The organism is Pseudomonas sp. 13B_2.1_Bac1 (assembly GCF_025466155.1).
GTDB classification, from domain to species: Bacteria; Pseudomonadota; Gammaproteobacteria; order Pseudomonadales; family Pseudomonadaceae; genus Aquipseudomonas; species Aquipseudomonas aylmerensis.
The window spans coordinates 108,000-130,773 of sequence record NZ_JANLOH010000039.1; the positions used below are offsets into that span (position 1 = coordinate 108,000).

Annotated in this window: 21 protein-coding genes and 1 pseudogene; 7 read left to right on the plus strand and 15 right to left on the minus strand. The window is 62.9% G+C overall.

What is annotated here, in order from left to right; translation table 11 throughout:
• Positions 1-140: 140 nt before the first annotated feature.
• The 4 genes and pseudogenes from NTD80_RS09325 to NTD80_RS09340 form a co-directional block, all read right to left on the minus strand.
• Positions 141-716, minus strand: a complete 576-nt coding sequence (locus NTD80_RS09325; RefSeq protein WP_262133280.1) for a hypothetical protein — start codon at positions 714-716, stop codon at positions 141-143.
• Positions 716-976: pseudogene (locus NTD80_RS09330) on the minus strand (NAD synthetase); the annotation flags it as partial. The pseudogene NTD80_RS09330 and the gene NTD80_RS09325, both read right to left, overlap by 1 nt.
• Positions 973-1,452, minus strand: coding sequence for a hypothetical protein (locus NTD80_RS09335; protein ID WP_262133282.1), 480 nt, complete (start codon positions 1,450-1,452; stop codon positions 973-975). The pseudogene NTD80_RS09330 and the gene NTD80_RS09335, both read right to left, overlap by 4 nt.
• Positions 1,449-2,363: an NAD synthetase gene (locus NTD80_RS09340; RefSeq protein ID WP_262133283.1), complete on the minus strand. Its 915-nt coding sequence runs from the start codon at positions 2,361-2,363 to the stop codon at positions 1,449-1,451. The genes NTD80_RS09335 and NTD80_RS09340 overlap by 4 nt, the downstream gene beginning before the upstream one ends.
• 185 nt (positions 2,364-2,548) lie before the next feature.
• On the opposite strand from NTD80_RS09340, the gene NTD80_RS09345 reads away from it, so the two are divergent.
• Positions 2,549-3,037, plus strand: a complete 489-nt coding sequence (locus tag NTD80_RS09345; protein WP_262133284.1) for an Hcp family type VI secretion system effector — start codon at positions 2,549-2,551, stop codon at positions 3,035-3,037.
• 4 nt (positions 3,038-3,041) lie between these two features.
• On the opposite strand, the gene NTD80_RS09350 is transcribed toward NTD80_RS09345, so the two are convergent.
• From NTD80_RS09350 to NTD80_RS09400, 11 genes are all read right to left on the minus strand, one after another.
• Complete coding sequence (locus NTD80_RS09350) at positions 3,042-3,776, minus strand: UTRA domain-containing protein (protein ID WP_065904260.1); 735 nt, start codon at positions 3,774-3,776, stop codon at positions 3,042-3,044.
• Between the two features lie 81 nt (positions 3,777-3,857).
• Entirely contained in the window at positions 3,858-5,231 is a 1,374-nt protein-coding gene (locus NTD80_RS09355) for an LLM class flavin-dependent oxidoreductase (protein WP_262133286.1), read from the minus strand.
• Between the two features lie 36 nt (positions 5,232-5,267).
• Complete coding sequence (locus tag NTD80_RS09360) at positions 5,268-6,098, minus strand: amino acid ABC transporter permease (RefSeq protein ID WP_065904255.1); 831 nt, start codon at positions 6,096-6,098, stop codon at positions 5,268-5,270.
• On the minus strand, positions 6,095-6,913 hold the full coding sequence (locus NTD80_RS09365) for a transporter substrate-binding domain-containing protein (RefSeq protein ID WP_262133287.1): 819 nt from the start codon (positions 6,911-6,913) through the stop codon (positions 6,095-6,097). The genes NTD80_RS09360 and NTD80_RS09365 overlap by 4 nt, the downstream gene beginning before the upstream one ends.
• A 71-nt stretch (positions 6,914-6,984) precedes the next feature.
• A complete protein-coding gene (pnuC, locus tag NTD80_RS09370; protein ID WP_262133289.1) occupies positions 6,985-7,569 on the minus strand; it encodes a nicotinamide riboside transporter PnuC in 585 nt (194 codons plus the stop codon).
• Between the two features lie 15 nt (positions 7,570-7,584).
• Positions 7,585-8,421: a 5'-nucleotidase, lipoprotein e(P4) family gene (locus NTD80_RS09375; RefSeq protein ID WP_262133290.1), complete on the minus strand. Its 837-nt coding sequence runs from the start codon at positions 8,419-8,421 to the stop codon at positions 7,585-7,587.
• 12 nt (positions 8,422-8,433) lie between these two features.
• Positions 8,434-10,581 (minus strand): TonB-dependent siderophore receptor, encoded by a 2,148-nt coding sequence (locus tag NTD80_RS09380; RefSeq protein ID WP_262133292.1) that lies wholly within the window; start codon positions 10,579-10,581, stop codon positions 8,434-8,436.
• Between the two features lie 127 nt (positions 10,582-10,708).
• The gene (locus NTD80_RS09385; protein WP_262133293.1) at positions 10,709-11,575 is read right to left on the minus strand and encodes a sulfurtransferase; all 867 of its coding nucleotides are present in this window, start codon (positions 11,573-11,575) and stop codon (positions 10,709-10,711) included.
• A gap of 2 nt (positions 11,576-11,577) precedes the next feature.
• The gene (locus tag NTD80_RS09390; protein WP_262133294.1) at positions 11,578-12,681 is read right to left on the minus strand and encodes a phosphotransferase enzyme family protein; all 1,104 of its coding nucleotides are present in this window, start codon (positions 12,679-12,681) and stop codon (positions 11,578-11,580) included.
• Positions 12,678-13,598 (minus strand): ABC transporter substrate-binding protein, encoded by a 921-nt coding sequence (locus NTD80_RS09395; RefSeq protein ID WP_262133296.1) that lies wholly within the window; start codon positions 13,596-13,598, stop codon positions 12,678-12,680. The genes NTD80_RS09390 and NTD80_RS09395 overlap by 4 nt, the downstream gene beginning before the upstream one ends.
• A gap of 567 nt (positions 13,599-14,165) precedes the next feature.
• On the minus strand, positions 14,166-15,062 hold the full coding sequence (locus NTD80_RS09400) for a LysR family transcriptional regulator (RefSeq protein WP_083221388.1): 897 nt from the start codon (positions 15,060-15,062) through the stop codon (positions 14,166-14,168).
• A gap of 348 nt (positions 15,063-15,410) precedes the next feature.
• On the opposite strand from NTD80_RS09400, the gene NTD80_RS09405 reads away from it, so the two are divergent.
• From NTD80_RS09405 to NTD80_RS09430, 6 genes are read left to right on the plus strand one after another with little or no spacing between them, the layout of a single operon-like run.
• Positions 15,411-17,804: a TonB-dependent receptor plug domain-containing protein gene (locus NTD80_RS09405; RefSeq protein ID WP_201145392.1), complete on the plus strand. Its 2,394-nt coding sequence runs from the start codon at positions 15,411-15,413 to the stop codon at positions 17,802-17,804.
• Positions 17,804-19,396, plus strand: a complete 1,593-nt coding sequence (locus tag NTD80_RS09410) for an ABC transporter substrate-binding protein/permease (RefSeq protein ID WP_240435316.1) — start codon at positions 17,804-17,806, stop codon at positions 19,394-19,396. Before NTD80_RS09405 ends, NTD80_RS09410 begins: the two co-directional genes overlap by 1 nt.
• Positions 19,393-20,073 carry an amino acid ABC transporter permease gene (locus NTD80_RS09415; protein WP_106803255.1) on the plus strand — a complete coding sequence of 227 codons (681 nt, stop codon included), beginning with the start codon at positions 19,393-19,395 and terminating at the stop codon, positions 20,071-20,073. The genes NTD80_RS09410 and NTD80_RS09415 overlap by 4 nt, the downstream gene beginning before the upstream one ends.
• A gap of 3 nt (positions 20,074-20,076) precedes the next feature.
• Entirely contained in the window at positions 20,077-20,823 is a 747-nt protein-coding gene (locus tag NTD80_RS09420; RefSeq protein ID WP_120449127.1) for an amino acid ABC transporter ATP-binding protein, read from the plus strand.
• Positions 20,820-22,064, plus strand: a complete 1,245-nt coding sequence (locus tag NTD80_RS09425) for an FAD-dependent oxidoreductase (protein ID WP_262133301.1) — start codon at positions 20,820-20,822, stop codon at positions 22,062-22,064. Before NTD80_RS09420 ends, NTD80_RS09425 begins: the two co-directional genes overlap by 4 nt.
• On the plus strand, positions 22,061-22,774 hold the full coding sequence (locus NTD80_RS09430; RefSeq protein WP_262133303.1) for an SDR family NAD(P)-dependent oxidoreductase: 714 nt from the start codon (positions 22,061-22,063) through the stop codon (positions 22,772-22,774). Before NTD80_RS09425 ends, NTD80_RS09430 begins: the two co-directional genes overlap by 4 nt.

Sequence of the window (22,774 nt, forward strand, 5' to 3'; positions counted from 1 at the left end):
TGACATCGATAGCAAGCTATATGCCATCATTTTGTCATAATTAAGTTGATGAATTTATTCGGGATTTTTCAACGCGCACGGTTGGCGCGTTGCTTATGCAACACGCGGGCGGCAGGTTGTTACGCAAGCAACAGCGGCAGTTACACCCCTTTCCAGCGGCGCTGCTTTTTCAGGGGGGCGATGATGGTTTTGCGTTTTTGGCGGATCTCGACCATCTTGTGGCGCAGTTCGCGGCAGCGGTTGCTGTTGAGAATCAGCAGGCCGGTCAGGGGGGCGGCGAGGGCCATTGAGTAGATGTAGGTGTTGGGGAGCCAGAAAATTGTGGCGAGGGAAATCAGTAGGCAGAGGAGGTAAATTGCGACGTTGATCCAGACCCAGTGGCGGCGACCGTATAGCACCTGTACCTGGGCGATGGAAAACACCACGCTGATTGCTAAGCCGCTAAAGAACCAATTGCGAAGCGTCGTATTCTCAGGGGCTCCGGATAGATAAGTGTCCAATATCAGCACCCCGGTCATGGCAATCGAAAAACACCCGGCAAGTATCCACCCGCCGATGACTGGCATGTAACGTTTGCACAGTGGTCGTGGATCTTCTATATAAAAAATCGAGTAACAGGGATCTTTTCCATCCATCGTTTTCCCGTCAGGCAGTTTACTGCTACTGCTGTCAAATCCTAACGACTCAAGGGTTTTCAGGGCTCTCTGCTTTTTCATTGCTTGAACTCCACCGGCCCCACATACCTCGGCGCTTCTCGCAACACCACCTTGATCGGCTGCATCCTGCAAATCGGTTGAAACTCACGCAGCACCACGACGTTGAAATCCTTATCGATATACACCACCCCCGCGCCTACCAGCGCTGGGTCGGCGTCGATGACGAAAAACAGCCGGTGCAGGTCGATGCTGCTTTCAATGCGTTGCCGTGTGGTGCGGTGGGCCGAAGGGAAACCATCCTTGAGCGGGGAAACCGTCATTCCTTGACTCCTGATTTTGCGCGAGTCACGCCACCGTCTCTTCGTGCGTACCGGATTTCGAGCATTTCCTGACGCATTTCCCTTTGGCGCTTGCTGTTCAGGCACATAAGCCCAAATACCGGGCTCAGCAGGGCAAGGATAAATAAGCGGTGATCAGGGCTGAACAGGGCGGTCGGCAGCACAAGCAGCAAATAAATCATGAACACGCCCGCCTGAAGCCAAACCCACCGAGGGTAACCGTGGAGGACAATGCTCTGTGCGACGCCAAAAACCACGCATGCCATGCCCCCTCCGAGGAAAAATACGCCATCGATGAATTCGTCGGAGGCGTCAGAGAAGTAGGTGAGGTTCATGAGCGTGCTGGCAGTGGCAATCGAAAAGCACAAGGCCAACAGTCCGCCAAACAACGCTAATCTGTGATGCCTCCAAAGCGGGCGAGGATCTACGATGTAGAAGGGTTCTTGGCGTTTTTTCATTCGCTGAGCGCTTCGTAGATGCCAACGGCCAGCGTCTTGGTGTTTCCGGATAGGGTGCTGCTTGTAAGGCCTAACGCTGCCGCAAACGCATCATTGCGATGGGTGGCAATAATAGGTTCTATCTGTGTCGCGGGGATGCGCTTGGGGAAACTGCCTGCGGCTTGTTTCAGCTTGAGGAGCTTGGGTGTCAGTCGCGGGTCCTGGATTTTCAGCAGCTCATCCGTCAATTTTGCTCGCTCTTGTCGGCTCAGCCTCTGGAGAACCTCTCGAAGTGATTTTCCTGTTGCCCGCCTGGACAGGTTGATCACTTTCATAGTCGTCACTGCAGAAGTTGCGACGCCAAGTAAAGAGACGGCATCCAGGGCCGCCATCATCCCTTCGTACCAGGCATTACTGTCCAGGCCGTCATTCCTCTGCGGCTCCCACGCTTCGTTGACTGTTCGGTAGGCTCCAACTGCGCACTGGAAGAGACCCGCTGCCACTGCGGCTGTGCCAATGAATGAGATGACAACGCTTGTGCCTCCCGTAAAAGGCATCCAGGCGACCCCGCTGTAAATAACATGCCAACTCAACAGCGCCCCCGCACACGTCACCGCCGTGGGCAGCGCCTCTTTCATCAACTCCGGATCACGAGGCTCATGCTCCAGCATCCGCTTGAACTCCACCGGCCCCACATACCTCGGCGCCTCTCGCAACACCACCTTGATGGGTTGCACCCTGCAAATCGCCTGAAACTCACGCAGTACCACTACGTTGAACATTTCATCGATGTACACCACTCCCGCACCAATCAGCGCCGGGTCGCTGTCGATGACGAAGAACAACTGACGCAGGTCGATGCTGCTTTCAATGCGTTGCCGTGTGGCGCGGTGGGCTGAGGGGAAACCATCCTTGAGCGGGGACACCGTCATTCCTTGACTCCTGTTTCGGGGGAGTCGAGAGAGTAAAGATGCCGGGGCTGGGATGAATGTCGGAAGCTTCGCCATTTAGAGTCAGGCATGTCCTGAACCCACTTTTACGTCTTGTGAACCCGTGTGCGGCTGAGGAAAAGTGTGCCCCACGTCATTACCGACGCACACCACGACAGGGAGCCAACATGGCAGTCGATATGTTTTTGAAACTCGGTGATATCAAGGGTGAGTCACGGGACCAGGCCCATCGCGACGAGATCGATATAACCGAGTGGTGGTGGGGGTTGTCGCAGACAGGCTCGATGCATTCCGGTACCGGTGGCGGTGCGGGCAAAGTCACGATTGCCAACCTGAACCTGAAAAAGCCACTGGATAAATCCAGCCCCAATCTGATGATGGCCTGCGCCAGCGGCAAGCATTACCCCGAAGCCAGGCTGGTGGTGCGCAAGGCCGGCGGGGCCAGCCCGGTGGAGTACCTGGTGATGACTTTGAAGGAGGTCATGGTGGTGTCCTACGGCACCGGTGCTCAAAGCCAGGATGATGTGCTGTACGACAGCATCGCCCTGAATTTTGCCACCGTCGACGTCAGCTACCAGCCGCAAAAAGCTGACGGCGCCAAGGACGGTGGGCCAGTGAAGTTTGGCTGGAATATCCGGCAGAACATCAAAGCCTGATGCCTCAGCGCGTACCCGGATACCGCGTCTCCATCACGATCGACAGTGCATCCGGGCGCCAGTATTCCTGGTCGAATTCCACCGCCTGGTTGTCCTCGCCGAAGTTCAAGCGCTCCAGGTACACACTGGTGGAGCCCGGCGACAATTGCAGCAGCTCGGCCTGTTCTTCATTCACCGTGCCGATGTGCATCTGCAGTTCACAGCGTGATTGCACCCGCGCAAAACGGTCGCGCAGCAGTTGGGTCAGCGAGGTATTGAGGTCGGCTTCCAGCAGGCCGGGGCACCAGCTGGCGAGCAGTGCGTTGAATTCCAGCAGCACCGGGCGGCGGTCGATCCAGCGGCGGCGCTGCAGGAAAAACACCGGCTCCTGGGTCGAGGCCAGGCCCATGCGCTTGGCCAGCCAGGCGCCGGCCGGGCGCAGTTCGGCGTGCAGGCATTCGGTGCGGGGTGTGCGGCCCTGGGCGCTGACGTAATCCATGAAGCCGCTGATACGCGTCGGGTCGTAGCGGATGCGCTGCGGGCTGACGAACCAGCCCCGGCGGTTTTCGCGGTACACCAGGCCCTCGGCCTCGAGTTGCTGCAAGGCCTGGCGCAAGGTGACGCGGGTGCAGCCGAAGCGTTCGATCATTTCCCGCTCGGAGGGAAATTTCTCGTCGGCCTGGGGTACACCGGCGGCGATGTCGTGGGCGATCTGTTCGCGGATGCGCTGGTAGTGCGGCGAGATGGGGTCGAAAGGCATCCTGGGGTTCCGTGTGCAGGCATGACGTGGGGCAGACTCTACCGTTCCTGTCGGCGCAGGTCACCTGCTCCCACGCAGGCTTTATGCAAAGCGGAACGAGGCGCCATGCGCCGAGGCGGGCAGGCGATCACTGCCGTCGACGCTGAGCCGCGAGCGCAGCGTGCCGGTTTGCGCGGTGGTGCGGTACAGGCCGCGCTTTTGCAGGGCCGGGATCACCAGTTCGACAAAATCATTCAGCGAGCCGGGGCTGATCAGCGGGTTGAGCATATAGCCGCTGGTGCCCGAGATGCGGGCGTGCTCCTCGATCTTTTGCGCGATCTGCTCCGGGGTACCGACCAGGATCAGGTCGCTGCCACGGGTGACATTCGCAAAACGCTGGCGCACCTCGCCGGCAGTCAGTGGCTTGCCACTGCCATCGGGTTTCATCACGTAGGAGGTCATGCCTTCGGTGTGGGTCGACAGCGCTTCATTGTCGGCGTAGCGGCTGATGTCGATGCCGGTGTCGCCGGCATAGCTCACCAACTGCGCTTGCAGGTGATAGTTGCTTTGCAAGGTGTCGTATTTTTTCTGCGCCTCGATAGCGGTGGGCGCAGTGACGATGCGCAGCACGGTCAGTGACTTCACGTCGGCAGCGCGGCGGCCACGGGCTTCGGCCTGGCGCCAGATGTCTTCGAGGCCCTGGCGGATTTCCAGCGGATTGGACTTGGCGATAAACACCAGCTCCGCGTGCTTGGCCGCAAACTGCCGACCGCGCGCCGACCAGCCGGCCTGGATCAGCAGCGGCGTGCGTTGCGGCGACGGCGAAGTCAGATGCGGCCCGGCCACGCGGTAATGCTCGCCGACATGCGCGATCGGCCGCACGCGGGCGCCATCGGCGTAGGTGTGCGCCTGTTTGTCGGCGCGCACCGCGTCATCGGCCCAGCTGCCTTCCCAGAGCTTGTACACCACGTCGAGAAACTCCTCGGCGCGCTCATAGCGGTCGTCGTGCTTGATCATCTGCTCCAGGCCGAAATTGCGCGCTGCGCTGGACAAGTACGAGGTGACGATGTTCCAGCCGATCCGCCCTTCAGACAGGTGATCGAGGGTGCTGAAGCGCCGCGCATGGGTGAACGGGTGCTCGTAGGTGGTGGTCACGGTGACGCCGAAGGCGAGCTTTTCGGTCAGGGCCACCAACGCCGGAATAATGCTTAAAGGATCGTTGGCCGGGGCTTCCACTGCCCATTTCAACGCCATGGCTTCGGAGCCACCGAACACATCGTAAAAGCCCAGCACGTCGCCGAAAAACATCAGGTCGAGGTTGGCTTCATCCGCCGTGCGGGCCAGGTTCGACCAGTATTTGAGGGTGTTGATGCCCAGCCTTTCATCGCTGGGGTGGGTCCACAGGCTGGGCGCGCCGCCGCAGCCGACACTGGCTTGTTCATAGAGACCGAATAACAGCGGGGTAGGATCGGACATGGTGCTTCCTGCGTGCAAAAAAAGTGCGGCGACAGACTATCGCCCGTGGAGATAAGCCTTGCCGTAGTGCCGTTCCAGCCGGGCCTGGATCAGCTCCAGGCCGATCGACAACAGCCAGTAGATGACGGCGGCCGTGGTGAGCATTTCGATATAGCGGTAAGACGAACGGCCATAGGATTGCGCGAGGAACATCACCTCCCACACGCCCATCACCGAGACCAGGGACGAGTCCTTGAGCATCGAGATGAACTGGCTGGTGGTCGGCGGAATAATGGTGCGCATGGCCTGGGGCAGCACGATCTGCCAGAACGTCACGGCCCGGCCCATGCCCAGTGCAGCGGCGGCATTGCGTTGGCCCTGGGACACGCCAAGAATGCCGGCGCGGAAGATCTCGCTCAGGTACGCCCCGTAGTTCAACGACAGCGCAATGATCCCGGCACTGATCGCGCCGGGCACTACGCCCAGTTGAGGCAGGCCGAGGTAGATCAGCAGAATCTGGATCAGCAGCGGCGTGCCGCGAAAGAACGAGGCATAGAAACTGGCGATCCCGAACGCCACGGCGCTGCTCGACAGGCGCGCCAAAGCGGTGGCGAAACCCAGGGCCACCGACAGCCAGATCGAGCAGAAACACAAGAACAGCGTCAGCGCCGCGCCTTGCAGAAAGCCCTGGGGCGAGAGGTGCAGCCCCACCAGGTTCTGCCACTTCGCGGCGACGATGGCGAACTGCAGGTCAAAGCTCATGAACATCGCTGTGAACAGGCCCAGCATCACGCCCCAGGTCAGCCATAGCCGCACACGGAACGACAGCCGTGTGCGCTTGGCCACGGGCGGCTTGATCGTGGTTGGAGGGGTAGGGAAAACACTCATTGGGTGATGTCTGAGCCGATCCATTTCTGCGAGATCTTCGCCAGCGTGCCGTCGCTTTTCAGCTCGGCGAGAATCTGCGTCAGTCTGGCATCCCATTGTGGATCACCCTTCTCGGTGGCGACCACATTCGGCTCGGCGTACAGCACCGCGCCGGTGATCTTGAAGCGTGGGTCGTGGTCGATGCGTTCCTTGGCGGTGACCAGGTTGGTGACCATGGCATCCAGGCGCTTGCCGGTGCCCAGCGCGAGGTCCTGGAAAGCGATGGTCTCGTTGTCGTAGGGCACTGCCTGCACGGCCTTGAACGGGTAGTCGATCGGTGTGCTGGCACCTTCGATGACCAGGTCCTTGGCCAGGTACGCCTCGTAGGTCGACGCACTGCCCACGCCGACTTTTTTACCGCTGAGATCGGCTGCCGACTTGATCGTGTCGTCGTTGCTGTTGACCACGACCACGGCCGGCGAGGCGTAGTACTCGAACGGGAAGTTGAAGACCTGGCCGCGCGCGGCGCTGGGGGTCATGGAGCAGATGCACACGTCGTAGCGGCCATTCCAGCGGCCGGCGGCGATGACTTCCCAGGACGGCGTTTCGAGTTTCAGTTTCACCCCGAGTTTGTCGGCGACGGCCTTGGTCACGTCGACGTCAAAACCATCCAGCTGGTTTTGTTCGTTGAGGAATGAGAAGGGCGGGTAATTCTCCATCAGCACGCCGACCAATTGCTTGGATTGGGTGATGCGGTCCAGGGTCTGCCCGGCGAAGACCGCCGGGCTGGCCAGGAGGAGAGTGACGCTGAGCGCGGCGGCAGTGCGTAAGTTCATAAAAGCATCCAAGCGAGGTTTTTTATATTTAAACGCGATAGATGCACTCGTGTTTAATGATATTAAACGCTTTAAACCGAAGCTTTGGTTATATGTTCCTGTTGGTGCAGGTCACGCTGCCATGCCCGCAGACCATAGGCCGCCAGCCCTACAAAGCCGGCGTAGAGCGCGGCGGTGAGTTGCAGGTCCTTGTACAGGAACAACCCCACATAGGCCGCGTCCAGCAGGATCCACAGCCACCAGCTGACCACGTATTTGCGCGCCGCCCACAGGCTCGCTACCAGGCTGAAGGCGGTGAGCAGCGAATCCAGCCAGGGCAGCGCGGCATCGGTGAAGTGGTGCATCACGGCGCCCAGGGCCACGGCGCCGATCAGCCCCGCGAGCAGGTGGCGCCACGCCTCGCGAAGTGGCAGGCGTTCCACGCGGACCTTGCCCGCCTCGATGCGCCCGGTGCTCCAGCGCCACCAGCCATAACCTTGCAGCACGGCGAAGACCAACTGCAGGAGCATGTCCGAATACAGCTTCACGTCGAAGAAGATCCAGGCATACAGCAACACCGCGACCACGCTGACCGGCCAGCACCAGCGCACTCGCTGTGCGGTGAGCCAGACCCCGGCGATGTTGAAGAACACGGCGACGATTTCCAGTGGCGACATAGGGTTCTCACACGACTAGTTTTCTAGAGGCAGCGCCTGTTGCTTGAGCTGGCGCTTGCGTTCAAAGGGCAGTTTTTCCTGGTCGCCATAGGGCGCGCTGTACCAGTTGCCATACGTAGGATTAGGCAACAGGAACCAGCGTTGGCCGAGCCAGGCCAGGTACGGTTCGGCTGCCTTGCGCTGGTCGGCCAGGGTGTTGTGCTCGGCCTGCACGAAGTCGCCCAGCGAGTCGCCGGCGAGCATCAGCACACGGGCATGCGCGGCCACCCACTGGCGGCGGCAGTTCTTGCCATAGCCGGCCTGTTCGCAGTGGCCGGTCGGGGTGCTGGCGGCCAGTACCTGTTCGTTGCGCTGCACCGGGAAACCGCGCAGGCGCAGGTTGTCGACCGTGGCCTGGACCTGGCTGTGTTCACGGTTGGTGATGTAGTAGACGGTGATGCCTTTTTTATCGGCCGCTTGCAGGAACGCTACGGCGCCGGGCAGCGCCTGGGCCTTGGCCTGGTCGACCCAGGTGTTCCAGCGGTCATAGGAATACACCTGGTTGTTGATGATGTCCCGCGCGTTGAGCGGCACGTTGTCGAGCACGGTTTCATCGATATCCACTACCACTGCCGGCGGCAGCCCGGCGAGGTTGCGCGGCGGCAAGGGCAGGGCGTCCCAGGTCGGATCGGCCAGCGCGGCGTCGAGCTGGCGCGTGGCGCTGGCGAATACCTGGCGATAAATCAGCTCGTGTTCGATGGAGGTCTGGGTCCACAGCACCGCGTCCAGTTGGTCGTTGGCGGGCGGTTGCTGCTGGCAGCCGACCAGGACGGTGGAGAGCAGGCAGACACTGGCAAACATCAGATTACGCATAAACACTCAGCCTCAGAAATTGACGGTGGCGGACAGCCGTGCGGTACGCGGCGCCCCCAGGAACAAGTAGCCGTCGCCTGCGGATTCACCCACGTCCCGCCAGTAGCGTTTGTCGAACAGGTTGTCGACGGTCAGGCGCAGCACAGTAGCGTAATCGCCGACTTTGGTGGTGTAGCGACCGCCCACATCGAACACCGCATAGTCGTCGACTTTCACCGTGGCCTCACGGTTGGCGTATTTGCTCGCGCTGTATTGCACCCCGCCGAGCAGGGCCAGGCCCGGTACCGCCTGGATGTTGTAGTCACCGTGCAGGCTGGCACGCAGCTTGGGCACGTTGATCGCCTGGTGGCCGTCGTAGTCATCGGTGCCGCTGCCGTCGACTTCGGCGCGGATCGCCGCGATGCTGGCCGACACTTGCAGGTCGGAAGTCACGCGGCCGTTGGCTGACAGTTCGATCCCCACGTTCTTCTGCTTGCCTTGCTGCACGAAGGTGATGCTGCCGTCGTCGTTGGGGCGGTTGTATTGCAGGTCCTGGGTGATCTGGAACAGCGCGGCGGTCAGGCTCAGGCGCTGGAAGTCACGCTTGATCCCGACCTCCAGCTGGCGCGAGGTGGTCGGCGGCAGTACCTCGTCGGCATTGCTGCTGAACCACGCGGCCTCGCCACCCAGCGACAGGCCTTTGCTGTAGCTGGCGTACAGCGAGGTGTCCGGGCGCGGTTTGTAGATCAGCGCGACCTGGGGCAGGAACACGCTGCGCTGGGTATGACGCGTGGTGGCGCCGGCCTGGTTGTAGGTCTCTTCGTCGAGGCGGACCTGGCGCCCGCCGAGGAGGGTTTGCCATTGTTCGTTGAAGCTGATGCGGTCGCTGGCGAACAGGCCGTACTGGCGGCTGTCGAGGCGTCGGTAGGTGTGCCCCAACGGGCCGTCGTAGGGTTCCAGTACCGGTGACGGCTGGTAGATATTGCCCTCGCCGATGTACTCGTTGACCGACTTGCGTCGGTCCACCAGGCGGCGGAAGGCGGTGGTGCCGAAGGTCAGGTCGTGCTTGAGAAAGCCGGTGTCGAACTGGCCGTTGAGGGCCGCCTGGGCTTCCTCGTTGCTGCGGGTGTCGTCGGGGCTGCGGTAGTCGGAGATGTCGTAGTCGCCCTCGGCGCTGAAGTGGTTCGGCACAGCGGTGTTCGCGCAACTGGCGGCGCCGTAGCAGCCCCAGGCGAAGGTGCTGTAGTCGTCGATCACCACGCGGCTGCGCGACGCGCTGAAGCTGGCTTTCCAGGCTTCGTTGAAGCGGTATTCAAACAGCCCGTCGAGGTTCATCGACTGGATGCCCACCGGGTTCGACCAGCTCTGGTACGCCAGCAGGTCCTTGGGCGACACGTGGTGCGGCACCTCGGTGCCGCCGAGCAATTGATAGCCCGGCACCGAGCGCTGCTCGCGGTTCTGGTACTCGGCGTTGAGTTGCAGCAAGGCGTTGGGGCTGATGTTCCAGTCCAGCGCCAGGGAGGCGAAATCGCGCTTGCCGTCGGCGTGCTCGACATAGGAGCGGATGTCTTCGTGGGCCAGGTTGATGCGCACGCCCACCTGTTGCTCGGTGCCGAGCCAGCCGCCGATATCGGTGGCCAGGTAGCGCTCGCCCTGCTCGTTGGTGGACACCGTCACCGAGCGCACATTCTCCGGGCGCTTGCTCACGTAGTTGACCAGCCCGCCGGGTTCGGACACACCGCTCTGCAGGCCGGCCAGGCCCTTGAGCACTTCCACTTGCTGCTTGTTTTCCAGCGCCACGTTCTGCTCGCCGGTGATGGTGCGGCCGTTGATCTTGTAGCTGCTGGCCGGGTTCAGGGCGAAGCCGCGCACCACGAAATTCTCGTAGTAGCCGACCGGGGCGTAGCTGTCGCCCACCGACGCGTCATTCTTCAACACCTCGCTGAGCAGGCGCGCCTGCTGGTCTTTCAGGCGGGCTTCGGTGATCACCGCGACCGAGGCCGGGGTGTCCAGCAACGGCGCGTTGTCAAAGCCGGCCACGGCGGCTTTTTTTGCCTGGTAATCGCTGGCCTCCTGGCCGACCACGGTGACGGTGTCCAGGGTCGCCTCCTGGGCATGCGCCGCGGTTGCGGCGAGGGTGATGCTCAAGGCGAGCAGGGTGTGGCGATAAGGTGTAGCCATGTAAGGAGCGCTCCAAGGGCCGGGCCGCCGCTGCCGTACGCTTTTATCGGGCAAAAGGCTGCCCAGCGCTGCGCAACGAACGGGTTGCCAGTACGAAATGAAAAAGCCGAGTTCGCCGAAAGTGGCGTCAGGCCGGAGCTGCTCCGGTAGTCATTGGTAAGCGTGCGTCGGCGGCCCATTCCTGCAGGGAACCGTCGTAGAGGGCGATGTCCTGGCGACCCAGCAGGGTCAGGGCCAGGGCGTTGGCGGCGGCCGAGATGCCGCCGCCGCAATACAGCACCAATGGGCCTTCGCTGTGCAGCAGCGTGGGGCCGATCGCCAGGGCCAGGGCATCCTTGGGCAGGTAGCGGCCGTGGGCGTCGAACAGGTTGCGCGCCGGCAGATTGCGACTGCCGGGGATGTGCCCGCGTCGGGCGTAGCGGGTGGGCGCGGTGCCTTCGAACAGCGCCGCGCCAAGGGCACAGATCAACACGCCGGGTGCTTGCCCGGCGACGATGGCTTCGACGCCGCGGCGGTCAATCCACAGCCCGGCACGTGGGTTGATTGCCCAGGGTTGCACCGGCATGACCGGCTCGGCTGGGCCGTTGTGTTCCGGCAAACCGGCGGCACGCCAGGCGTTGAACCCGCCATCGAGTACCTGGGCGTCGATGCCTGCGCCGCGCAGCATCCACCACAGGCGAGCGGCCCAGAAACCATCGGCACGGTCGTAGATAACCAGGGTTTTCCCTTGGCCGGCGCCGAGCTTGGCCAAACTGTTTACCAGCGCTTCAGGCGTTGGCAGGGCGAAGCTGAAACTGGCGTGGGTATCGGCCAAGTCAGTCACTAGATCCGCGTGTCGAGCGCCTGGAATACGCGCCTGCAACCAGCCGTCTTCGCCGCTTTGGACGCGGTAATCGCCATCGAACGCCGGCGACGGCAATACCACCGTGGCATCCAGTATCACCAGCGTGGGATCAGCCCGATGCGCGTGCAGCCACTGAGTATCGACCAGCATGCTCATACGCTTTTACGCCGGATATGGCCAAGCAACCGTTGCCCCTCGGCACCGGCGAACCAGCGTAGATGACCGAGCAGGTAGGCGTAATAGGCGATATCGGCGCTGGCGGTGGAGCCCACCACGTCCTGGTAATACGCCACCTCGGACAGGGCGAAATCCACGTGCACCAGCGGCAACAGGGCGCTGAGGGTGAGCAGGTCGCGGGTGCTCAATGGGCGTACTTGGTGATACCCGGCGAGCAGGGCATCCACGCTGTCGAGAGCGGCGCGCGCTACGCCACCCGTATCAAGGTCCAGCCAGGGCACGGCGTTGCGTTCGATGGCAGTGGCGAGGTCGAAGAGGGCGAAAGTGCGGTCGGCCAGGCCGAAATCCAGCACGCTGGAAACGCTGCCGTCGGCGTTCCACAGCAGGTTAGAGGCGTGCCAGTCGTTGTGGGTCCACAGTGGCGGTTGCTCACGCAACAGCGGATGCAGTTCTGCGTGCCACGGCAACAGCAACTCGCCGAGATGAGTGCGCCACTCCTTGTCGGCGAGGTAGGGGCTGCTGATGCCTTCCAGCGGGTTTGATTGTTCTATCAACCGTGCGTTGGCCAGCAGCACCTGGGTCTGGCGTTGAGGGGCGTCGTAGGCTTCGGCGGCGAGGTGCAGACGGGCCAATGCCTGGCCTGCGGCGAGGGCGTGCCGGGTGTTTTGAAACGGCGACCACGACAGCGCGTCGCGGTACAGGTCCAGGCCCTCGGCGACGTGGTGCACTTCATACGTCCACTCACCTTGCCCCGTCGCCGTGGCGCCATGCCGGTTTGGCACCACTGCCGCCACTGGCGCGCCCTGGCGATGCAGGTGGGCGATCAGGCGGTGTTCTTCCTCCAGCCACGCGGCTTGGCGCACGTGCTGGTGATGACGTTTGACGAACACCGTCGCCTCGCCAGTGGTGATCAGGCCGGCGGCGGAAAACGGTCGCGGGCTGTGCCAGTGCAGGCTCTGCAGCGGGCCCAGTTGCGGGTAGTCGTGCAGCAGCTGTTCGATATCGGTTTCGTGCAGGGCCGGCCAGTCGGCCGCGACGGGCTCCAGCCCCAGGCCGTGGGCGGTGCGTTGCGGATTCATGCGTGCACCTCGGGCAGGTAGGCGTTGCTGGTTGCCCCTTCCCACACCTGCGGATTGTCGAGCACCGCATGCGCGTGCAGCCATTCGGCGTAGGGGGCGAGCAGCGCCTGGCGTTGTTCGCCCCAGCGGCCTTGATGCAGCCAGGTCGGGGCGATTTTATGCAGCGAGGCGCTGAGCAATTCCGCCGGAAAATACGGCGTGGTGTGCTCGTAGGCGGCGAGGGCAATCGACGGCTCCTGTGCCACCGCCAGATAACCGCGGGCAGTGGCTGCGAGGAAATCGCGCACCACCTCGGGCCGGTCTGCCAGGGTGCGCTCGTGGGCGCCGAGCAGGTAGCTGTGATACGCCGGCGCGCCGATCTCGTCGACCGGCAGCACCACCCGACGCGCGTCTTCGATAGGGCTGTGCATCAGCGCTTCCCAGGCCCAGTAGCCACCGAAACTGGCATCGGCAATACCCTCGGCGAGTTGCTCGGGCCGCAACTCGCGCACGCCGCTGTCCACCAGGATCACGCCATCGGGATCGCCGCCATCGCGGCTGACCAGGTGACGCACCATGGCCAGGCCGCGCGGCGTCGGGTTGAGGGCCAGGCGCTTGCCCACCAGGTCGCGGGGGCGACGGATGCCGGAGTCGGTGAGGGTCTGGATCGACTCCAGCCCCGCATGGTTGATCGCCGCGATGCCTTGCAGCGCCTGGCCGAGGCCACGGCGCACCAGCAGGCGGTTGCTGGGGAACACGCCAAAATCCGCGGCACCGGTGAGCAGGTGCTGCAGGGTGTCGCCACGGTAGGGGTCGTGTACCACCAGCTCTACATCCAGGCCCAGTTCTTCATACCAGCCGCGTTCCCGTGCCAGGTACAACCCCGCCGAATTCGGCCAGGGATGAAAGTACTCCAGCATTACCTTTACCGACACCATCGCGTGTTACTCCAGCCCAACGTCCTGTGATGGGGGCGATTTATAAGGGAGCAATCTGGTATATACCAATATCGTTTATTGCTATGGATATAACTGCGTGAGGCTTTTGGGGGCATATCCGTTTTTTGGGTAACGGCTGCTGATGGTTCCGGCCTTACGACAGGTCACTTTTGGAAAAGAGCCCAGAATGCCGGCCTGACTAAAAGGGCTCTCGCCCCGACATTCGGCACCTCGCCTAGGGAAGGAAGCCGGACACGGTCAAAAAATGTGGGAGCGGGCTTGCTCGCGAATGCGGTGGATCAGCCAATGAATTTGTTGACTGACACACTGCATTCGCGAGCAAGCCCGCTCCCACATTTGGATCTCCATTTGTCAGATAGACAGTGGTCTGCCCTGGCTCTGGCTCTTGATTTGGCTTGTGATCTTGATCTTAGGCACCGAGTGGTGGGGCAAGAGCCTTTTGGTCACTTTTGGCTGGGCCGGCCTTCCGGTCCTTCCAAAAGTGACCCGCCGTAAGGGCAGAACCCATATCAGCCGTTACCCAAACAACGGATAAGCCCCCCGACATCACTGATAACTGGCAGATACCCCTTGCAGGTGCTGCATGACCATGTCGCGAAACAGCAGCGCCTGGGGTGACAGTGGCTTGAAGCTGTTGTGGATCACCGAGATGTTCACCGCCGCCGGGCTGTCGAAAGGCCTGATCACCAGCGGCAGCAGGTTGCCGGAAACCGCGAGGGCGTCGACCACGGCGATCTCGCCGCTGGCCAGGCTGAACAGGCTGGCGATCAACCCTGAGCGCACTTGCAGGCCAATGTTCAGCTGCGCGAGCACGTCGCCGTAGACCTTTTCCTCGTTGATGCCATACAGCTCCTGCAACGGCACCGAGATCAGGCGGTGCCCGATCAGGTCGGCGGGGCTGATCGACTCGCGTGAGGCCAGCGGGTGTGTCGGCGCCATGATGCACACCAACGGGCAGCTATAGCGGGCATGCACGGTGATGCTCGGGTGGTCGACTTCAAAGGTGGTGATGCCGATGTCGACGATTTTCTCCGCGACCACATCGGTCAGGGCGCCGGGCAGCGGCAGGATCACTTTCACGCTCAGGTCCGGCCGCTCCTTGACCGTCTGCGCCAGGCTCTGCGGCACCACCGACATGCCCAGGCTGGGGGAGGCCGCGATGTACAGGTTGCCCTTGGACGGGTTGGCCAGTTCGCTGGACAACTCACGCACCCGTTCCACGTTGCGCCACAGCCGCTCGACCTCTTCGTACAGCTCGCGCGCTTCGCTGGTCGGGACCAGGCGGCCCTTGACCAGTTCGAACAACTTGGGACCACCACGTTGCTGGGTGTGGCTGAGCATTTTGCTCACGGCGGACTGGGAGATATGCAACAACTCGGCGGCGCCCGCGATGCTGCCGGTGAGCATGATGGAACGGAAGACTTCCATCTGGCGAAGATTCATAAGTTAGAACACTCGGGTATTGCCTGTTAATAAAACCGAGCACTTATAGCCTGATCTTTTATCGCGCTCAATCAATAAACCGTCTTCAAATAGACCGTGTTCTTTTAACCATATAACCGCAGTGCCACATGAGTAAAAGTTAGTGTTGTCCGCTGTTTTTTCCATAGGTATGGCCGCGCAGGGCAGGTAAATTGGGCCCCGTGTGACATACCAGGCAAGCAATCAACACACCACCGAATTGCCCCCTGGCCACTCTTTTATCAACTTTTGAATAGACAAATGTTCGACAGCCACTGCCCCTGCGTTTATGTCAGGGCGCGGTGACGGCTGTTGGCTGGGGAATAAGGAATGATCAAGGGCAGGTTCAAACAGTGCAGGCTGTCGCTCGCGGTGGTGGCAGTCGTGGCAGGCATGCAGGCACAAGCGGCAGAAGACAGCGACACCACCCCGCAGTTGAATGCGGTGGTGGTGACCGGCACGCGCTCGGAAAACCGGACTGTGCTGGAGTCAATGCAACCGATCCAGGTGGTGTCCAGCAAAACCCTGCAAAGCACCGGCAGCAACGAGTTGTCCGAAGCCCTGTCGCGGTTGATCCCGTCCTTGAATTTCCCGCGTCCGGCCAGCTCCGGGTTCACCGGGATCATCCGCCCGGTGCAGATGCGCGGCCTGTCGCCGGACCAAGTGCTGGTGCTGGTCAATGGCAAGCGTCGGCACACCAGTGCCTTCCTCAACACCAACGTGACCCAGGGCCGTGGCTCGGCGCCGGTGGATCTGGGGGCGATTCCGCTGTCGGCGATCGACCATATCGAAGTGCTGGGCGACGGCGCATCGGCGCGTTACGGCTCGGATGCGATTGCCGGGGTGATCAACGTCATCCTCAAGAAAGATGACGAGGGCGGGCAGGTCACCACCAGCTACGGCCAGTATTCCAAGGGCGACGGCATCCAGCGTCATGTCGACGCCGACACCGGTTTCAAACTCGGCGAGCGCGGCAGTGCGCACTTGAGTTTCGACGGCAACAACAATGACTTCACCAACCGCGCCGGTCCGGACAATCGCAATCCTGGCGCGCCGGGTTATGGCAGCACCACGTATCGCCTTGGCGACCCGGACATCACCAACGGCAAGGTCATGCTCAACGCCGATTACGCCTTGAGCGACGACCTGACCGCCTACGGGTTTGCCGGCTACAACAAGTCCACTGGCGATACCTGGGATGCCTTTCGCAACGGTCGCGCTTCCACCTTCGACCGCGCTGCGCACCCTGAAGGCTACCTGCCGCGCCTGCACGCCGAGACCCAGGACCAATCGCTGGTACTGGGCCTGCGTGGGCTGTTGGCCGATTGGAAATGGGACGCCAGCGTCGACTACGGTCGCAATGAAATCGACCTGAGCAGCCGCGACACCCTCAACCGGTACCTGTACCGCGACACCGGCAATGCCCAGCAGAACTTCGATGACGGCAGCCTCACCAGCAGCCTGGCGGTGTACCAGCTGGACTTCAGCAACGAGTTGGCGGTGCCGCTGTTGAGCAACCCGTTGTCGGTGGCGTTCGGCCTGGAATACCAGCACCAGACCTACCAGGAAAGCAGCGGCGAAGCCAACTCCTACTACGGCACCGGCGCCGAAGGTTTCTCCGGCCTCAAGCCCGGCGACAGCGGCAGCTACCGCCGCGATGTGGTGGCGCAGTACATCGACCTGGAAACCAACCTGACCGATAAATGGCGCGCCTCGGTTGCCCTGCGCCATGACGACTACAACGACTTCGGCGGTGCCACCACCGGCTCGTTCTCCAGCCGATATGACTTCAACCCGGTGGTCGCCGTGCGCGGCAGTGTGTCCACCGGCTACCGCGCGCCGTCCCTGGCGCAACAGCATTACTCGGCGACCACCAGCGCCCTCAACACGTCGATCAACGCCTACCAGGACCAGCTCACCGCCTCGGTGGATTCGCCGATTGCACGCTTGCTCGGTGCAGAGGATTTGAAGGCCGAGAAGTCGCGCAACATCAGCCTGGGTTTGGTGCTGCAACCGACTGATGATTTCAGCGCCACGCTCGATGTGTACCAGATCAACATCAATGACCGGGTGACCCTGTCGAGCAACCTCAACGTGCAAACCGCCGCCGGCCAGGCTTACCTGGCGGCCAACGGGATTGCCACCGATCTCTACCAGTCGGTGCGCTACTTCACCAACGCGGTGGACACCCAGACCCGTGGCGTCGACCTCACCGGCCAGCATCGCTACCGCTTCGACAATGGCGGTCGCCTCAACAGCACGGTGGGCTACAGCTACAGCAAGACGCGCGTCACCGACATCAAGGACAACCCCACCGCGCTGGCGCAGAGCGGCCTGAACCTGGACCGCATCGACCGCCGCGACCGTTACGGTGTACTCACCGACAGCACACCGCGCAGCAAGCTGTCGTTTTCCACCGACTACAGCAAAGACAACTGGGGCCTGCACGCCAACCTCGTGCGCTACGGCAGCTTCCTGGCGGTGAGTAACACCGGCGCGGCCTACGACCAGCGTTTCGATGCCAAATGGGTGCTGGACCTGTCCACCAGCTACCGCTACACCGACTGGCTATTCACCGTGGGCGGCGACAACGTCACCGACGCTTACCCGGACAAACGCAACAGCCTGAACAACCCCGGCCATCAGAACGTCAACTACATCTCCTACTCGCCATTCGGCATGAACGGCGCGTTCTACTACCTCAAGGCGACGTATTCGTGGTGATGCGGTTGCTCAAGGCCTGGCTGGCGGTCAGCGTGCTGACGGCTGCGCTGGGCGCGATGGCCGAGGACGGGTCGGTGTTGCAGCGCATCCATGCGCGTGGGGTGGTCAACGCTTGCACCAATGTCGAGAACCGTCCGTTCGCTTACCTGACGCCGTCGGGGCAGGCGGTGGGTTTCAACGCCGACCTGCTGGAAAACCTGCGCCAATCCCTCAGCCAGCGCCTGGGCCGCGAGATCGGCGCACAGACCATCGCGACCAGCGGCGCCAATCGCGTGCCGTTCGTGCAGCAGGGTAAGTGCGACGTGATCATCACCGGCTTCAGCGTGACCGAAGAACGCCAGCGCCTGGTGGACTTCATCTTCCCGGGCTTCTATGCCTCTGGCGCGGTGTTGCTGACCCGCGACGACCAGCCGGTGGCAAGTTGGGAGAGCCTGCGCGGTGCGACGTTGTGCAGCAGCCAGGGCTCGACCTACAACCAGGCGGTGTCCGAGCGTTATGGGGTCAATATCCTCGCGTTCGCCGGGCTCACCGAAAGCGCCCAGGCCCTGCGTGACCGACGCTGCATCGGCCAGGTGATGGACGAGGCGGTGGCGCGCCTGCGCCTGCAGGACAGCCAGCAATGGCAGGGCTATCGCATCCAGTTGCCGGTGATTCTCGAAGCTCCCTGGAGCATGGCCGTGGCCAAGGGCGACGCGCAGTGGCGCGAGCTTCTGGAGCAACTGGCGTTGCACTGGCGCCAGAGCGGTTTCCTGTATGAACTGGAAAGCCGCTATGGCTTGCCGCACAAACATCCGCTGGACCCGAGCGAAGTCGAGAGTGCGGCGCAGGATAAACAGAGCCTGCCGTATTTCCTGCAACGCCTCACCGACGGATTTGAACGTCTCAATACCCGCACCGGCTGGAATTTTCCGGTGTTCTACGACGGCTGGACCGCCCGCCAATTTGCCTCCGGCATCGTCACCACCTTGCAACTCTCGGCCATTGGCATTTTCGGTTCGTGCTTGATCGGCCTGTTCGGTGCCCTGGCGATGGGGGCTTCGCGGCCGTTGCGCTGGCTGGTGCGCGGTTATGTCGAGCTGCTGCGCAATACGCCCAGCCTGGCGCAGTTGTACTTCATTTACTTCGGCGTCGGCGCGTTGTTGCGCGGCGGCCTGGAGGGTGGCGCGGCCCCTTGGTACGCCAACCCGTTCGGGCTGGCGGCGTTGTGCATCACCCTGCATTACGGCGCGTTTGCGGTGGAAATCGTGCGCGCCGGGCTGCTCGCGGTGCCGCCCAGCACCCGCGACGCGGCCCTGGCCTTGGGGTATGGGCGCGCGAGTCGGCTGTGGCATATCCAGTTGCCCTTGGCCTTGCGTGCCTGTTTGCCGGCGCTGGGCAACAACATGGTGCAGCTGATCAAGGGCAGCTCCATTGCCTACGCCGTGGCAGTGCCCGAGGTGTTGTACAGCGCCCAGGAAATCTGGAGTGAGCGGTATAACGTGGTGGAAATGATGCTGCTGGTCCTGGTCACGTATTTCTGCGCAATGGCAGTGCTGGCCTGGGCACTGCACCGTCTGGAAGGGCGCCTGCAGATTCCCGGGGGTGGTGCATGAACGAGGTGATTGTGGCCCTGCTGCCGTGGTTGCCGCTGATGCTCAAGGGCTTTGCGCTGAACCTGTGGATCGGTGTGTTGGCGATGCTGTTGGCGTGCCTTGCCGGTGTCTGTCTGGGGACCCTGCAGCGCGCCCGTTCGCGCGTGCTGCGGCTGGGCGCACGCGGGCTGACGCAGTTGCTGCGTAACGCGCCGTGGCTGGTGGTGATGTTTTTTGTGATGCACCTGCTGCCCTATGAATGGCACCTGACCGGCGCGGTGATCAGCTTGCCGGCGTGGCTCAAAGCGGTCTTTGCCCTGGCCTTGCCGGCGGCGGGCAATGCTTCGGAAATCGTGCGCGGCGCCTTGCAGTCGATCCCACGGACCCAGTGGGAAGCCGCCACCGCCCTGGGCTACGGCCCGGTGGCCCAACTGCGTCATGTGATCCTGCCCCAGGCCTTGCGGCTGATGGTGCCGCCGGCGTTGGGCCTGTACTGCGTGGTGACCATGTCCAGCGCGCTCGCCAGCCTGGTCGGGGTAGGGGAGTTGCTCAGCGCCAGCCGCGAGATCCTCGCCGCCACCGCGCGCACCGATCTGTTGCTGCCGGTCTACGGGCTGGTGCTGGCGTTGTTCTTTTTCTACATCTTTCCGCTTTCACTGCTGGCCCGTTCCCTGGAACGGCGCCTGGCCTACAGGTAACCCATGAAACGTATCCTGGAAAACCCCTTTATCGCCTTGCACGCGGTGAGCAAGGCCTACGGTGACACGCCGGTGCTCAAGGGCATCGACCTGGCCGTGGGGCGTGGCGAAGTGGTGTGCATCATCGGCCCGTCGGGGTCGGGCAAGTCCACGGTGTTGCGCTGCATCAACGCCCTGGCCGAGATCGACCAGGGCGAAATCACCCTCGACGGCGCACTGATCGGCAGCCCGCAATTGCCCCTGCAGCAGTTGCGCCAGCGGGTGGGCATCGTGTTCCAGAGCTACAACCTGTTCCCCCATCGCACGGTGTTGCAGAACGTCAGCATGGCGCCGGTCCAGGTCCTCGGGCGCGACCGCCACGCCGTCGAGCAAGAAGCCCGCGCGCTGTTGCAACAGGTGCGCCTGGAAGGCAAGGAACAGGCGTATCCCGGCGAGTTGTCCGGCGGCCAGCAGCAGCGGGTGGCAATCGCCAGGGGCCTGTGCATGCAGCCCCAGGTGATGCTGTTTGATGAGGTGACCGCCGCCCTCGACCCGCACACCGTGAAAGAAGTGCTGGGGGTTATCCGTTCGATCGCCGCCCAGGGCATGACCTGTGTACTGGTCACCCATGAGATGCGCTTTGCCCGCGAGGTCGCCGACTACGTGTATTTCATCGATCAGGGCGAGGTGGTGGAGCACGCCACGGCCGAGGCATTTTTTGACACGCCACGGGACCCGCGTACCCGTGACTTTCTCGACACCGTGCTATGAGCGCTTTTTATGACGTGGCCGTCGTCGGCGGTGGCGCGGCCGGGATTGCCGCAGCGCTGGCAGCGGCCGAGTGTGGCCGGCGCGTGGTGTTGATCGAGGACTATGGTTTCTTCGGCGGCACTGCGACCATCTCCGGGGTGCAGTCCTACTGTGGCTTCCTCACCAGCGGCCCGACGCCGGAGCGGGTGGTGGCTGGCATGGGGCAGCGGGTGCTGGATGCCCTGCAGGCGTTCGGGCATTCGGTGGAACCGGTGCTGCAAAGCTCGGGTAACTGGATCATCCTGCTCGACCCCGAACGCCTGAAGACCGTGCTCGATCGCCTGGTGCTGCGCGCCGGCATCACGCCGCTGCTGCATTGCCGCGTCATCGCTACCGAAGGCAAGAACGGCCATATCGATGCCTTGCTGTGCAGCCATCCCGAAGGCAGCCTGCGCCTCGAGGTCGGCAGTGTGGTGGATGCCACCGGCAACGCGAATGTGGCGGCGATGATCGCCCCGCATAGCCTGCGCCCGCGCCTGCAGGCCGCGACCCTGACCGTGCGCATCGGCAATGTCGAGCCCGGGCATGCGCCGGACCGCGAGGCCCTGCAAGCGGCCGTCATCGACTACCAACGGCGCACACGGCGTCACCTGGCGCGCAGCAATGGCGGTTACTTCGTGCCGTTGCCGTGGTCGGGCAGCTACTGGGCGATGATGATCGATGTCGACCTGGTCAACACCGACGCGCACTACCTGACCCGCGCTGAAATCGAAGCCCGCACCATCGCCCATGACTACCTCGAATCGTTGCGCCGCACCGTGCCCGGGTTTGCCCAGGCGATCCTGGAAACCAGCGGGCCGCAACTGGGCATCCGCTCCACCCGCTGCGTGATCTCCCAGCAGGACGTGGTGGCCGACGACGCGCTGAGTGCACGGCAACGCTCGAATGGCATCGCCCGTTCCGGCTGGCCTTGTGAATTGCACCCGCGGTCCGGCGTCACCGAGTACCGCGCCATCCCGCACCACGGCTGGTTTCATGTGCCGTTTGGTGCACTGATTCCCGAAGGCAGCGACAACCTGTGGCTGGCCGGCAGCTCGATTGGTGCCGACGACATCGCCTTCGGCTCCGTGCGGGTGATGGGCACCAGTTTTGCCACCGGGCATGCGGCGGGCGTGTCGGCCGCGCTGTCCAGCCGGCTGGCGCAGCGCACCGGGTTTGATGCGGTGAAACGTGTGTTACTCGAACAAGGCGCCTTGCTATGAGCCCTTCAAGACGTGTGTTGATCACCGGTGCCGGCAGTGGCATCGGCCTGGCCGTGGCCCAGGTATTCCAGGAGCAGGGCGCCGAAGTGATCGGCTGGGACCTGGCGCCGAATCCGCAGGCCGGGTTTCCCATCACCGCCGTGGATGTGCGTGACCCGGCCGCCCTCCAGCGCGCCGCCGAAGGCTTGCAGCGCCTGGACGTGTTGGTGACCTGCGCCGGTATCGCGCGCCGCGCGTCGGCCATCGATATGCGCGCCGAAGATTGGCAGGCGGTGCTGCAGACCAATCTCAGCGGCGCGTTTTACAGCTGCCAGGCGGCGTTTCCAGCATTGGCGGCGTCGGGCGCCGGGTTGATCGTCAACATCGCTTCATTCATCGCTCACCGTTCCGGCCCCGGCCGGGCCAGCTACGCCGCCGCCAAGGCCGGCGTGGTGGCAATGACCGAGGTGCTGGCACTGGATTTCGCCGCGGCCTCGGTGCGCGCGATCTCCGTCAGCCCCGGCTACACCCGCACGCGCATGGTCGCAAGCGCCATCGAGGCCGGGCGCCTGGATGAGCAACATCTTCTGGCCAGCATTCCCCTGGGCCGGCTCGCCGAACCCCGGGAAATGGCGCAGGCCATCGTGGCCCTTACCGGGCCGGCTTTTCAGTACGCCAACGGCACGGACTTCGTGATCGATGGCGGCATCATGGCGCAAGGGGTTCAATAA